Below are 14,811 nucleotides of genomic sequence, written 5' to 3' on the forward strand. Positions count from 1 at the left end.
ACTCAGACGGGCTTTTATCAAGTCCGTTTTTTTTGTCTGAATTCAAGAAAATTCTATAATAGAATTGAAGTTGAGCTACGTAGGATCAGAAACAAAATCACAGAGATTCCCTTTCAATAAATTTGAAAACATTATTCACCTGTTCTTTTTTATTTTTCAAAACCATATAAGCTGCAGATTCTGCCATTGCCTTGAAATCTGTAGTAATCACAGTGATTCCAAGCAATTCTTTTAAAGGTGTTTCGTTATATGAAATAATGCCGATGTCTTCCCCCAATTTCAGATTTTTCTGTCTGATTTGCTTCACTAAATTTACCAAATCCCTCTCCTGAATAGTGATAAATATATCTTTGTCCTGGAGTTCCATATCAGGATAGATTTCGTCCAGAATCTCATAGTCCAGTTTGAAATCTCTGCAGAATTTCTCAAAACCGTGAACAATACGGAAAGGGTAGGGATGAACCGATTTGGCAGGATAAACCAAAATCAGTTTCTCATATTTTTTGATTTTTTCCAGGCCTTCTTCCAAAGCTTCATAAATATCGTGCTCAAAATCCTGAAAAATACTGCCGTATTCTCCCGAGATGTTAGGTTTGGTATTATCGAGCATCAGAAGTTTGTTTTTCGGAATTTTCTCTATAATATCAATAACTTCCTGCGTAGAACTCGTGTGATTGTAATGTTCGTCTCGGAAATGAGGCATTATCACGTAATAATCAAATCCGCCAAGATTTTTCTTTAATGAATTGATGAAAAGCGTTTCGTCGCAGTGATAGATGTACATTTCAACATTTCCTTTCGTTCCGATAGCGTCCACAAAATAATTGTAAATCATCATTTTGTAGGTGCTCGGTTTATTAATCAAAAAGAAAATATTGATGACATCACTTTTATTAATCCTCGAAATATAATAGCCTTTTCCCTTGACAGACTCAATAATTTGCCTTTTTCTAAGTTCCTTATAAGCCTTTTCTACGGTATCTCTTGATAAAAAGCAAGATTCGCTGAGTTCGTTGATAGAAGGGATTTTTTCACCGATTTTGATATCTCCGGCGTCAATTCCATTAAGTATAGAGTCCACAATCTGTTTATATTTTGGCACTCTGGAATTTTCATTGATTTGAATTTCTAATATTTCAGACATCGGATTAAGCAATGATAATGTTTTATGTTTATAAATTAAAATTGAGTTATTAGTGTTTCAAAATCTAAGACAAGTTACAAATTTTATATCAATTGTTTAAATTTCTATTTTAATTAAATGATTAACGCACCAAGTCATTGACATAAACTTCGATATTGAGATAATTGCTTTGCCTTTTATTGAATTTCAATGCATCAGATGAATCATTAGGATTAAGTCCCATTTTCAGTTCAGCAACATCGGGAATGCCATCAGAATCCGAATCTTTAAGCGCAACAGTTTTCGGGAAATTCCCAACACCATTATTGGCTAGTGGTAAATCGTTTTCGGTAAAGACATAAATTCCCTTTTTTCCCAGAGATTTGACTTCCGAAATAATCAGCTCATCCACATCATCCCGCTTTGGAAAGCTGGCGCCTGCATTTTTGATGACATATTCAAACGCTTGCGTGGCAGATAAATCTGTTTTGGAATCGGGATACAGAAATGGTGAATCCATAAAAACCACAGGCGTCTCACCAGGAAAACCAATGGAATTATGTGGAATCAATTGACCATCCAAAATGCCATTTTTGTTATTGTCAAAATAATTCCCGGATTCATAAAGATGAAAAGTGTTTGTTCCTCTGCTGAACGGCGTTGTCCTATTTTCTGTATTCAATGGACCTCCGATAAAATAATTGTTGATGATATTGACTTCAGATTTCTGTACGGAACCTCCCATTATATAACCATCGCCGGAAACAGTATGACCATTTTTGTTGCCAAGATTTCCAAAATTGTAAATTATATTGTTGACAAACTCATTCTTACCCTTCACTTTTGGATTACGGGTTTTGTTGCTGGCATAAAGCGATTTGATGATACTGATGCTGCCATTCGTCTGAATCAGTCCACCTGCTGAATGGTTATAGAGATGCAATCCCTGCGCAATAATCGAATTCTGAAGGGTGATGCTGTCTGGTTCAATGCCACGTTTGTCCCAGTTGATGGAAAAAACCTCGTCCATTGACCAGAAAATTGAAAGATGGTCCAGTATTATATTTTTACCGTTCGATATTCCGGAAGCGTCGGTATTATTGGATGGTTTATTCTTATTCCCGAGACGTATTTTCAAATATCTGGCAATGGTATCATCAGCGCCACTGAAAGACACTTTTTCACCATAAAGAAAAATACCTTTTCCCGGCGCGGTCTGTCCCGCAATTGTAATGTTTTTAGAAACCGTAACCGGACTTTTCAACTCGACAATTCCACCAACTGAGAAAACTACAAATCTCCCCGGCTGGCTCACAGCGTCGCGAAAAGAACCTTTGCCAGCATCATTCAGATTGCTAACAATATAAACTTCTGGTTTTGTTACCGTTCTCGCACCTTTTGCAAATTTTCCAAAACCTTCCGCTCCGGGAAAAGCAATTGTTTTTGTCAAGGATTTTGAAGTTTGACCGATAAGCTGAGACTCGCAAGACATAATAAAAATGGTGCTTAGAGCGACGATGATATTTTTTTTCATAAGTAATAATGAACCAACAATTTATCATCTTCGCATCAGTAAATCGTCCTGCACTATGCTGTTTAATTTTTAACATAAAAAAGCCTGCCATTTCTGACAGACCCTAACTAAAATATGAATCTTTAAATTTTTTAAGGCATCTTTTTAAAACCTTCCGCTTTTATTTTCCAGCTTCCGTCTTTCGGGAAACCTGGAAATTCTCCTGTCGAAGCATCCCAACCTTCCAGCATCATCGCAACGGTCGTCAAAACACCGCCGTTTCCTGGAAGATAAATTCTAAGACGTTTGTCCTGGAAATTATGTCCGTTTTTCAGATAGGTGTTGGTCTGAATATCCATAAAAAGAGCATCCAAAGCTTTATTCGGAAGTCCTAATCTTGCGGCATTCATTGCCGTCATCGGGAAATCCCAACCCCAGGTATGTTCCCAATTCCATCTTTCCCAAACGATATCCAACGTGTTTTTCATTATTTTCTTATCCAATTTAGGAGACTCAGGAACCATTCCCAATGCACCTAAAACTGCAGGGTGGTCGGTCATCCATTTTGGAAATGTGAAAGAATCTTTTGCCGATTCAGTTGACAGATAAACGCCTTCCTGAACCGGAAGCGGTGCTAATTTCGTAATCACCTCATCCCATTTTTTATCTCTAGGCTGTCCCAGTCTTTCTTTCCATTGCTGAGCAACTTTCAGCGCCCAATCCCAATATGCCACTTCATAAGTCGGGTTATAAGTATCTTTCGCAGGGAAAACTTCCTGAGCCGGAATGACACCTTTACCTAAATTATAACGGTTTTTTTCTTTGTCATAAGTAGCAAAATCTGCCATAAAATCAGCGGTTGCAAAAATCAAATCTTTATATTTTTCCAAAACTTTTTTGTCCTTGCTGTTTCGGTACAAAAGTTCGGTCATATAGATGATGTGCGGCTGCTCCCAAATCAAAAATGCAGCGACAGAAGACGGACTTTCATTCCCTTCATTATCCGACATTTTAATCCAGCGAACGCCTTTATAACCTTGTCTCTCAGCTAATTTTTTTGCTTTGTCAAACGACCTGAAATAATAATCCAGTTGCTTCTCCAAAATTTCCGGTCTTCCCCAAAGTGCAAAGTGAACGCCGTGCCACCAGTGCATTTCTGTATGCGGTTTTCCGTACCAACTGTTGAACGTCAAACCTGTTTCCTGAGGCGGATTGCTTCCACCGCACTGAACTTTGGTTAAATATTCTGACAAGACAACTCTTCTTTCAAGCTCATTGGCTCTTTGGTCTGTACTTCCTTCAAAATCCACGGCAGCACCGCTTTCCCAGAAGTTTTTCCAACCAGAAGTACTTTCTTTTTCAGCATCAGCGAATAAATTTCTGTCGGATTTCGGACTTTTAGCTGAAAACTCAACACTTAATTCCACGGTTTTATTTTTGGACGAAGGCTCGTAAACGAAATAATGTTTTCCTGCCTCACGAAGTTTTCCTTCCGTAAAATTGAATTGAGTATAATAATCCGTACTTTGTAATTTGTGCTGAATCAAACCTTGCGTCGACTGTGAAGAAACAATTTTCGTGGTATGTTCGTTTTCTCTTCCATAAAATGCAGCATCATCCAAAAACTGTCCCGATGGATGTGGATATTTGGCAAAAACTTTAAGCTTTCCTTTAGCAACCAAATCAGATTCAATTTTTACCCCGATTTTATCTGAGTTTTGAAAAGAAGCCGTCCAGACTTTTACCGGAGTTCCTTCCAAAGAAAACTCGCTCGTTATAATTCCTGTCCACAAATCAATTTTCTGGTTGATGTTTTGGATATCTGAAATTTGTGCTTTCTGACAATTCTTTTTAATCAGTTCAATCCCCACATTTCCTAATTGCAAGCGATGTTGATTTACACGGAAATATTCAACTGCACCTTTGTTGCGTTCAGGTTCTTTCAACTGAACACTGTACAAAGCTTTGCGTCCGTCATTATTGAAATCATACGCTTTCAAAGTCTCCTCAAACTTATAATCTTTGGTATTTGGAAAACTGTTCCAGCCCCATTCAGACTGCGTTCCGAGAGAAACTCCGTTTTTGTAATATTCAGGGAACGACTGCATTCCGGTAATGTCAACCGTGTAGGCAAATTTTCCGTTTCCAACTGTTAAAGTGGAAAGGGTGTCTGCTTTTGTATTGACAATATTATGTCGCTGAACGACCTTTTTCCGGTCGATTTTCTGGGCATTCATTGAAGAAAATCCCATCAGGAAAATCCCTAGATATATTGTAATTTTTTTCATTTTTATTTTATTTATTTTTTTAGCCACGAGGCTTCGACAGGCTCAGCCTGACAATTCTAATACTAACTGCGTTTTTGCGCTGTCAGACTGAGCTTGTCGAAGTCTTGCATTTTATTTATATCACATTTTTAAGCATACTTACAATTCGTGCATTCGTGGCATCAAATCCTATCTCAAAACCGTCGCACTCATCATTCCAATCACCACATCGTTGCTCACAGCAGTTAATTTTATCGATTTTAATTCTTTACTCGCATCAATCGGCAAATCCAGAATCGTTGCAGAACCACCATCCACCTGACGGTCTGTAAATCCTTTGATGCTTGAATATTTGCTCAAAGTTCCGCCTTTGTATAATTCTCCGGTCTTCAATTTTACACGGTACGGAATTTTATCATCCGGAATTTCAAACGCAAAATTGTCATCAAACAAATCCTGCTCAATCGGCCACCAGTTCGTTGGATTTTTAAGTTCCAGTTCTGTTGTCGAACCGTCCACATATTGAACCGTAATTTTTCCATTCACAATCTGTGACTGCATCGGATTGGTAGAACCAGCCATCAGAAAATAGATTTTCTTTCCTTTTCCTGAAATTGGAATTTCAAGAGAATCAGAATAATTGTCCCACTGACTTACAAAAGCAATATTTTTATCTGTTTTATCAATTAAAAAAGGAATGTCGAGGAATTCAACTTTGTCGTTTTTTCTTTTATTCATCAATCCGCTGTCATCGATTTGAGCCGTGATTAACGGATAACACCAATTTCCGATTCCCTGCCACGGAAGCTGTAGAGTCGGAATTTCCAGTCTTGGAGAAAGGTATTTCTGATTGAAAATTTCGGTAACTTTTTCATTGTATTTTGATGCTAATGAAATGTTGTTAAATTGACCTTGATTTTCAATTTCCCAATCTGTGATTTCAATATTTTGTCTAATTCCATTATAATCAAGCACGATTAAATTGGTTCCTCTACTTAAATAATTTAAAGGAATTTCTATCAATGTACTTTGATTTTTTTGAATGTTAAAAGTTTTATTTAAACCATTAACAGTTAGTTTTCCATTAATATTATTGGAAGATTTTGACTGAATCTGAAGTTTGTTATTTACCCATTTTGTTTCCAAAGGAAAACGAATGTCGATATTCACAGGTTGCCACCAGGTTGTGCCATTTTGCTCAACTTGTACGAAAAAAGTTCCTTTTCTTTCTTCGTTAATTAATTGAAATTCGTTGTTATTAACCACCCCGTCTTCGTCCTTCGGTCGAATCCACCTCTTCAGGGGAGGGGAATTCTTAATTAGTCCTTGAGGATCATAGATCTTTTTTATTTTCTTTTTTGAATCAAAATTCAACTGAAGATTTTCAGAAATATAAGAAGTGAAATCAGTTTGTTCGTTTTTAATTTCTTCTCCGGAATAATTGATTTCAATCTTAAAATCTTTTCCTTTCGGTGTTTCAAACTGAACGAAGGGTTGCAGAATGGAATTCGGTTTAATCTTCCAATCTACTTTTTTACCATTCACTTTCACCGATTTGATATTGGAATAATTTACAGGAATCTGCATTTCCAACGCCACCGGATTTTGATATTTTGATTTAAATAAATACTCCGTATTTTTTGAAGTTCTGGTAAACTGATATTCCCAATCCGGAAGTTTCAATTCGGCAGAATTCCAGTCTTTTGGGAAACCAGGCTTAATGCTGATTTTATTTTCCAGTAAATTCGGATAAACTCCGAAAAGTCCTTCCGTTAAAGTTCTTGAAGCCACACCAATTGGGTCAGCAAAATCACGGTACAATTCTCCACGAAAAGCATCGTAATGAGAAAGCTGTTCAAAATTTCCAGGACTGATTCCATAATACATACTTTCGGCCAGATTTCCTTTCCAAAGTTGGTAGGCATCTTCAGTTCTTCCGGCTTGCCAATACGCTAAAGCCGTCTGTAAATTTTCCGCCAAAGCGACATTGTTTATCGACCAATCGTACGGTTGCCAGTTGGTTGTTGCTAACGTGAAATAGTTCTTCTTATCCGCACCTTTTACCGTAATCGGAATTTTCGGAGTGTAATTATTAATGTATTGTAAGTTCTGATAATCCTCAAATTCATTCAAAATAAACGCATCCGAAACGTGATAAATAGACCAAACTCCTGGTTTGTCGTGAACAATTTGATTGCCCAAAGCATCTTTATATTCAGCAAAATAACCTTTATCTTTGATCCAAAGTTGGTTTTTCATTGCTTTTAAAATCGCATCTGCTTCCTGTTCGTAAGGTTGAGGATTTTCGCCAATTATTTTTGCCAGTTTCGCCATCTCACGGTTGGCTCTGTAATTATACGCCGACGTGTGTGTCACTTTTCCACCTGAATATTGCAGCGCATCACTCGCCCAAATCGCTGCATACGCATCATACAAATCACCACGCTTGAAATTTCTTTTTTCCCAATTGATATGGCGAACCATCGTTGGCCACATTTTTTTGAGGAATTCTTTGTCTCCGGTATAATTAAAATGCGAAAACATTTGGTCAAAAAATACTAGATTCATATCGTAATGGTGCGGTTTTGTATTGTCATTCGGGTTTCTGGAAATATATCCGCTGGAAAAAACGGAAGTTCCCATTTTCTCTTCGTGTCGGGCAAGATGACGCATCGTATCCATTTCAACCGGTGCAAAATCTGGTTTTAAAACCTGCGAATTGGCGTAACTTTCAAAATGTTCCTTTGCTCGGTCGTGCCAGCTCAACGCATCTGCTGTATAAGCGCCACGCCAGGCATTCAACCGCATTCTCCACGCCACTGCGCCGTGAAGGAAGGTCGGACTTTCCCAAATTCCGTCTGCAGCAACCGCTAAATTGGCTCCGAAATTATTCAAATCTGCATCAGGAGTTTTTAGCTGAATTCTGTTCGTTAATGTCAAACGTGATTTTTCCGCTTCATTAAATATATTTTTCAACTCTTCATCCGAAAAGTTTTTGTCTGATTTTCCTTTGACAACCTGAATGTAAACCGGTTGTTTTTGAGAAGAATACGAAGCGTAGACAATTGGAGATTTGTCCGTTTTATTTTGAGTAAACTCAGACAGTTTTTCTAAAGTCGTTGCATCGGTTTGCTGTAAAGAATTGACATTTGAAAAACTTCCGCTAACAATCTGAGTTTCTTTTTTCTTATTTAAATAATTAAGCTGAAAATGATTTTTATTCAACTGAAACTGATTGTTCAGACAATATTCAGGCAACAGATAAAATCCGGATTCCGGGTCAGCGCCGATATCGCCATTTCTGCTGAAAGTCGTTCCACTCGAACCGCCGTAAATTGCGTAGATTTTTGTTGAAGAATCTACATTGATGGTTTCCATTTTCAAAACCAAACCTTCTTCTTTAGCTTGTGCCAAAACGGTCAGTTTTAAAGTTCCGGTTCCCAAAATCGGATCTTTGATTTCGTATAGCATCGTTCCCGGTCGGTAACGTGTTTCAATTTTATCAGCCTTAATTAATTGTTTAATTGAATTTCCCTTTTGAATAACAAATTGAAGATTTCCGCCCATTCCCGGAAGATATAATGCAAATTCCGGTAAATCTCCCGCTTCAACTCTCGATGCACGATTATCTCCGTACAAAGCACGATTGAATCTGTACGTTCCGTTGACCAATAAAAAATCGCCTTTGTCTTCTTTGTAATGCAGTTCACGTTCGTTATTCTGCCAGTGTTTCGACTGGGAAAACGAAAGTGAAAATGCCGACAAAACAAGAAGTCCGGCGAAAATGGTTTTTCTTCGCATTTTATGGTTTTAACTCAGTTAATGGTTGTCCGTTAACGGTTACATTTTTTAAAGTCACATTTTTCATATAGTCAACCTTATAAGGAATCTGCACGCCAACCATTTTAGCATTAATCATTGTGAAGTCTGTTACAGGCGAAGATTCATAGGCATCAGAAAATACAGCATATTTCCCACCTTTGTCAACAGTTAAATTTTCAACCCAGATATTTCTGATGGTCGGAATGTGATTTCCAGGCTTTTCATAATGCATATTGAAACGCACTGCCGCTTCTTTGTAAGCGCCAACTTTTGTGTTGTAGAAAAATACATTTTCGATAATTCCGCCTCGGCTTGAGCTTGTTTTAATTCTTAAAGCACGGTCAAGATTCTTACTGTCCATCACATTTTCAATGGCGTAAATGTTTTTTGCGCCACCTGCAATTTCACTTCCAATCACAACACCGCCGTGACCGTCTTTCATTTCGCAGTTTTCGATAATGTGGTTTTCAGCAGGTCTTCCGATATCTCTTCCGTCCTCGTCTCTTCCGGATTTGATGGCAATACAGTCATCTCCTGTGTCGAAGTAAGAATCTTTAATCCATACATTTTTACAGGCTTCAGGGTCGAAACCGTCGTTGTTGGGTCCGTGACTGATGACTTTTACTCTTTCAATCAAAACATTTTCACACAAAACAGGATTCAGATTCCACATCGGAGAATTTTTCACCAAAACATCCGCCATATAAAAGTTTTTTGACTTGTAAGGTTGAACGAAATTCGGTCTTAAATACCATCCGTTTCCAAAAATTCTTTCTCTCGCAGGCGTTCTGTTAGCCATATATTCGTGAAGTTTCGCTCTCGCCGGGTTTTGCCTTCCCGGACGGGATGCGTTGTAGCCATATTTTGTAGCACCACACCAGAACCACCAGTTGTCTAAATCTGAATTTCCATCCAAAGTTCCTTTTCCTGTGATAGCGATATTTTCTTCTTCGTAAGCGTAAATTAATGATGAATAATTCATACATTCCATTCCTTCCCAACGCGTGAAAACGATAGGGTAGTCGTTGCTATCCTGACTGAAAAGAATCGTTGAACTATCAGTTAAATGAAGGTTGACATTGGATTCCAAATAAATTGCACCAGTTAAAAAGACTCCGTTTGGAACCACGACTCTTCCTCCGCCTTCTGCACTGCATTTTTCAATCGCTTTTCTGAAAGCTTCCGTATTTTTTGTTTTTCCGTCCCCAACTGCACCGAAATCTGTAATTAAATAATCTGCTTTTCTGAATTTTGGAGCTTTGATTTGTTTCTTTAAAGCTTTGATTTCTTTTAAAGGCTGTTTTGCGGAAGTCCACGGTTTGTATTGCGCCGATACTGAAACTGACAAAACTAAAGCGAACAAAAATGGAATATATTTTTTCATAAAGATTTAGATTCAAATTTTATAACAATTTCTTGTATTGCAAACTAATATTAATGCGAAGAAAAATTATCCTGCACTGTCGGTTACAAGATTATTTGTTTTGAAATAAAGTCTTAAGCCAATCAGAACAGAGTTTTTTCCAATTGTCTGTGAGTTCATTTTTATTGGTAATTCCGATTTTGTGTTCGCCTTCGAGAAAGATGAATAATGCGCCTTTTACTTTGTTTTTTGTCATGGCCTGATAATAAAGAAGACTGCTCATCACGGGGACAGTTTTATCATTTTGTGCGTGAAAAAGAATTGTTGGTGGCGTCTTTTCAGTCACGCGGTTTTGCATAGAGTATTCGCTGATTTTCTCCAGGGAAGCATTTTCGCCAAGCAAACTGTTTCGGCTTCCTAAGTGTGCAAATTCCCCTAAATCTATAACAGGAGAAACTAAAATCGCAAAATTCGGAATTGTAGGAATGGTTTCCCAATCGCCTTTCAATTCTGTATAATCTGTGGAAATATTACTGACAGATGCGGCCAAATGGCCACCCGCAGAAGTTCCTATAACTCCTATCTGATCCGGCGAAATACCATACTCCGAAGCGTTCTTTCTGATATGTTTGATAGCGGCCTGTACATCCTGTAACGGAGCGATTTCTCTTTGTTTAAGATCCAGAGAAGTTGGTAATCGGTAATTCAAAACAAAAGCTGTAATTCCCAATGTATTGAACCATTTTGCAATTTGAAAACCATTCAAATCATAAGTCAATTTGTAATATCCACCACCAGGAATGATGATGACAGACATCTGTTTTCTGTCTTCTTTGGGAGGGAAAAATGCAAAAAGTTCGGTTTCTTTGATTTGTGTAATTCTGCTGTCTTTCTCTTCAGTTTTTAACTTTAAACCTTTGGAATTCGGCATTTGACCTTTTGGCCACAAGGTTATTTTTTCCTGAGCAGAAGTCAGATTTATAATTAATATCAATAAAATGAATGCGGCTTTTTTCATTGTCATTAAACTAAAATGGTAAAATTATTTGATGTATTTTTCCAATCCTGTTTTAAGGTTTTTCAGAGATTTTGTTGCCAGTTTTGCAACCGTTTCAGCTCCTAATTTTGATAAATGGGTGTCGTCATTTTTTCCTTTTGGATAATATTCGATTTCGCCTTCTTTGAAGTGAAGATGTAAGAGTTTTGATTTTTCTGGACCTGCAGAAATTTCCATTTGCTCCGTTAATAATTGCATATCAACGAAAGGAACTTTCATAGCATCAGCAACCAATCTTACTACCAACGGATATTCTTTATGCGTATCGACTGAAACTCCATTTTCATTGAAATTTCTTCTTGTGATGGAACTCATCAGAATTGGAGTTGCGCCTTTTGCTCTGGTTTCATTTACATATCTTTCGAGATTGGCTCTGTATTGCGTATAAGGATTGGTAAATTTTGTAGAATCTTTGATTTTCTGATCATTATGACCAAACTGAATCACCACAAAATCACCTTTTTTCAATTGTTTTTCCACTTTGTCCCAACGTCCTTCTGTGCGGAAACTTTTGGAACTTCGTCCGTTCATCGCGTGGTTTTGGATTTCGATTCCTGATGTGAAAAACTGTGGCAAAACCTGTCCCCAGCCGTGTTCGGGATTTTTTTTAGGATTGTCTTTGTTGGACATTGTAGAATCTCCTATTAAAAATAAGGTTGGTTTCTGAGCCCATATCATTAATGAAAGAAACAGAAATATGATGGAAAGTTTTTTATTCATTTTTGAATTGTTTTAACATTGAATCATTCGCGGCCCGGCTTGAGCGGAAATCCTTTTTACGCAACGTAGTGGATTGAAAAGATTGGGAGCGGAAGACGGAAAAGCTGCCCTAAATTAAATAATTATAGTTTTATTTCTCAAATTCTAAGCTTGCCAAAATGAAAGGTCCGGTTCCTTTCCCGTCATTGGAACGGATTTTTTCATTGACGTAATATTCGTAAGAACCGTCTCTGTAAGGTTTTCCGCCTAAGCCCGCAACAGCACAACATTTATTAAGATTGACAACGCCATTTTCATCAACTGTGATTAGGTTTTTGATAATTCCGTTATAACCTTTTTTTGCAGCAGCCTTGTAAGATTGTGATAAATAGCCTTCGTTGACAGATTTGATAATCGTATAAACAAACATCGCAGAAGCGCTTGCTTCCTCATAGTTACCATTTTCCAAAGGTTTGTCCAAAACCTGATACCAAAGTCCGGATTTTTTATTCTGAACTTTGATTACGGCATCAGCGTAAGATTTGATATAGGAAATGATTCTCGTTCTTCCGGGATGATCTTTGGGTAAAAAGTCCAGAACGTCAACCATTGCCATTCCGTACCAACCCATCGCTCTACCCCAAAAATTAGGAGAAAGCCCCGTTTCTTTATTGGCCCAAGCTTGTTCTTTGCTCTCGTCCCAAGCGTGATAAAGCAACCCTGTTTTTTTGTCTAAAAGATTTTTCTGAACCGAATCAAATTGAAAAACTATGTCATCATATGCTTTTTGTGCATCTGTTCCTTTTGTAAAATCTTTTGTATAATGTGTATAAAAGGGCATTCCCATATAAAGCCCGTCCAACCAAACCTGATATGGATAGATTTTTTTGTGCCAGAAAGAGCCTTCTTTGGTTCTTGGTTGTCCGTCGATTTGTGAACGTAAGGTTTGAAGTGCTCGCAGGTATTTTTCTTTTTTTTCTTTTTCGTAAAGATAAAGCAATACGTTTCCGCTATTCAACATATCAATATTATACTTTTCCAGCTCGTATGTTTGAATGGTTCCGTCTTCATTGATCAACTTTTCGCCGAAACCACTGATATAATCATAGTATTCCTTCTTTCCGGTTTTTGCATACAGTTTTTCTGCGCCATCTAATACAATGGCAGATGGATAAGTCCATTTTGGGCTTTTACTAAAATCAAGCATCCAAGCTTCAGGGAAACGATGCATCTCGGAAAGCAGCATTCTCTCTGACCAATTCAGATTTGTGGGAACAATTTTTCCTGATTGAGGTTTTGAAGTTTCTGTTTTAGTTGTCACTTTTGATTGTGCAGAAACCAAGAATAACCCCGAACTTAAAACTGTGAAAGTGAGAATTTTTATTTTACGACTTATAATATTCATTAGTTTAAATTTTGAAATTGATTTATCGCAATTTAAAATAAATGGGTGTGGTGATTGTCCTGTGGTGTCTGGAATAGAAATACCAATTTTATAATTGCTTCCAATTATATTTTTCTATATAAATTCAAATATTATTTAATTATTTCTAAAGACAATATTTAAATTTGCAACATAATCTCAGCAATTGAACAAAATCCTCATCATAGACGACGAAGAAAAAATCAGAACTTTACTTTCCCGAATTATCAGTCTGGAAGGCTTCGAAGTTTTCCAGGCCTCTGATTTGAAAAATGCAAAAAAACGACTCGAAGTTTCGGATATTGATGTTGTTATAAGCGATGTCAAACTTCCCGAAGGAAGTGGTGTTGAGTTTTCTAAAATTATTAAAGAGAAATATCCTTCAGTAGAAACTATTCTTTTGACGGCTTATGGCAATATTCCGGATGGCGTTCAGGCTATTAAAAATGGTGCTTTCGATTATATTACAAAAGGTGATGACAACAACAAAATCATTCCTTTGGTCTATAAAGCTTTGGAGAAAGTTACCCTTAACAAAAGAGTTTTACAACTAGAGAAACAACTCGACAACAAGCAATCTTTTGATAATGTCATTGGAAAATCAAAACTGATTCAGTTCGCTATCGATTCAGCTAAAAAAGTGGCTGTCACAGATGCCACAGTTCTTCTTAACGGAGAAACCGGAACTGGAAAAGAGGTTTTTGCGCAGGCTATTCATAATGCAAGCAATCGGAATAAGCAAAATTTTGTAGCCATCAACTGCTCGGCTTTCAGCAAAGAATTGTTGGAGAACGAATTGTTTGGTCACAAAGCGGGCGCTTTTACGGGCGCTATGAAAGATTCAAAAGGGATTTTTGAAGAAGCCAACAATGGAACGGTTTTCCTGGACGAAATAGGGGAGATGCCTTTAGATTTGCAGGCCAAATTGCTCCGTGTTCTGGAATCTGGCGAGTTTTTGAAAGTTGGAGACAGCAAACCGACGAAAGTTAATGTAAGAATAATTGCTGCAACGAACCGAGATTTGCAAACCGAAATCGACAAAGAAAACTTCCGCGAAGATTTGTTTTATAGAATCAATATTTTTAACATCGTTCTACCGTCGTTGCGCGATAGAACTTCCGATATTCCAGAATTAGCCAATTATTTTCTGATGAAATTCTCTCAAAAAATCGGAAAAAAAATCATTTCGATTTCTGATGATTATCTTGGTGTCCTAAAAAAACATTCGTGGAAAGGTAACATCCGCGAACTACGAAATATCATTGAAAGAAGTGTTATTTTAGAAGACGGTAACACCTTATCAATCGATAGTTTACCTTTCGATTTACAACAGTCACAAATTTCCGAAACTGCAAACAAAACCTTGTCCGCATTCTCGATGGCAAGCGCCGAAAAAATTCACATTCAAAAAACTTTGAATTATACCAAAGGTAACAAAGCCGAAGCTGCACGTTTGCTGGAAATTGGAATTGCAACGCTTTATCGCAAAATAGAAGAATACAAAATATCATAAATTAATTATCATATTGAGAAAAAGCCTATCA

The 14,811-nt window shown here is 37.3% G+C and carries 9 protein-coding genes; 1 reads left to right on the plus strand and 8 read right to left on the minus strand.

Annotated elements, in window-relative coordinates:
* Positions 1-97: 97 nt before the first annotated feature.
* The 8 genes from BUR19_RS05675 to BUR19_RS05710 all read right to left on the minus strand — a co-directional run bounded on the left by BUR19_RS05675 (position 98) and on the right by BUR19_RS05710 (position 13,249).
* Entirely contained in the window at positions 98-1,144 is a 1,047-nt protein-coding gene (locus tag BUR19_RS05675; RefSeq protein ID WP_074233911.1) for a GntR family transcriptional regulator, read from the minus strand.
* Between the two features lie 121 nt (positions 1,145-1,265).
* Complete coding sequence (locus tag BUR19_RS05680; RefSeq protein WP_074233912.1) at positions 1,266-2,657, minus strand: pectate lyase family protein; 1,392 nt, start codon at positions 2,655-2,657, stop codon at positions 1,266-1,268.
* 131 nt (positions 2,658-2,788) lie between these two features.
* Positions 2,789-4,924, minus strand: coding sequence for a hypothetical protein (locus tag BUR19_RS05685; RefSeq protein ID WP_074235566.1), 2,136 nt, complete (start codon positions 4,922-4,924; stop codon positions 2,789-2,791).
* A gap of 168 nt (positions 4,925-5,092) precedes the next feature.
* Positions 5,093-8,704, minus strand: a complete 3,612-nt coding sequence (locus BUR19_RS05690; RefSeq protein WP_074233913.1) for a DUF4450 domain-containing protein — start codon at positions 8,702-8,704, stop codon at positions 5,093-5,095.
* Position 8,705: 1 nt separating this feature from the next.
* Positions 8,706-10,109, minus strand: a complete 1,404-nt coding sequence (locus tag BUR19_RS05695; RefSeq protein WP_074233914.1) for a glycoside hydrolase family 28 protein — start codon at positions 10,107-10,109, stop codon at positions 8,706-8,708.
* 91 nt (positions 10,110-10,200) lie between these two features.
* A complete protein-coding gene (locus tag BUR19_RS05700) occupies positions 10,201-11,106 on the minus strand; it encodes an alpha/beta hydrolase (protein WP_074233915.1) in 906 nt (301 codons plus the stop codon).
* A gap of 24 nt (positions 11,107-11,130) precedes the next feature.
* On the minus strand, positions 11,131-11,865 hold the full coding sequence (locus tag BUR19_RS05705; RefSeq protein ID WP_074233916.1) for a rhamnogalacturonan acetylesterase: 735 nt from the start codon (positions 11,863-11,865) through the stop codon (positions 11,131-11,133).
* 130 nt (positions 11,866-11,995) lie between these two features.
* Positions 11,996-13,249, minus strand: coding sequence for a glycoside hydrolase family 88/105 protein (locus BUR19_RS05710; protein WP_074233917.1), 1,254 nt, complete (start codon positions 13,247-13,249; stop codon positions 11,996-11,998).
* 184 nt (positions 13,250-13,433) lie between these two features.
* On the opposite strand from BUR19_RS05710, the gene BUR19_RS05715 reads away from it, so the two are divergent.
* Positions 13,434-14,780, plus strand: a complete 1,347-nt coding sequence (locus BUR19_RS05715; RefSeq protein WP_074233918.1) for a sigma-54-dependent transcriptional regulator — start codon at positions 13,434-13,436, stop codon at positions 14,778-14,780.
* Positions 14,781-14,811 lie beyond the last annotated feature (31 nt).

The sequence above is a fragment of the Epilithonimonas zeae genome, assembly GCF_900141765.1.
Taxonomy (GTDB): domain Bacteria; phylum Bacteroidota; class Bacteroidia; order Flavobacteriales; family Weeksellaceae; genus Epilithonimonas; species Epilithonimonas zeae.

Coding starts and splice junctions, on each gene's coding strand:
- BUR19_RS05685 (WP_074235566.1), bottom strand. CDS start 4,924: ATGAAAAAAATTACAATATATCTAGGGATTTTCCTGATGGGATTTTCT.
- BUR19_RS05690 (WP_074233913.1), bottom strand. CDS start 8,704: ATGCGAAGAAAAACCATTTTCGCCGGACTTCTTGTTTTGTCGGCATTT.
- BUR19_RS05700 (WP_074233915.1), bottom strand. CDS start 11,106: ATGAAAAAAGCCGCATTCATTTTATTGATATTAATTATAAATCTGACT.
- BUR19_RS05675 (WP_074233911.1), bottom strand. CDS start 1,144: ATGTCTGAAATATTAGAAATTCAAATCAATGAAAATTCCAGAGTGCCA.
- BUR19_RS05705 (WP_074233916.1), bottom strand. CDS start 11,865: ATGAATAAAAAACTTTCCATCATATTTCTGTTTCTTTCATTAATGATA.
- BUR19_RS05680 (WP_074233912.1), bottom strand. CDS start 2,657: ATGAAAAAAAATATCATCGTCGCTCTAAGCACCATTTTTATTATGTCT.
- BUR19_RS05710 (WP_074233917.1), bottom strand. CDS start 13,249: ATGAATATTATAAGTCGTAAAATAAAAATTCTCACTTTCACAGTTTTA.
- BUR19_RS05695 (WP_074233914.1), bottom strand. CDS start 10,109: ATGAAAAAATATATTCCATTTTTGTTCGCTTTAGTTTTGTCAGTTTCA.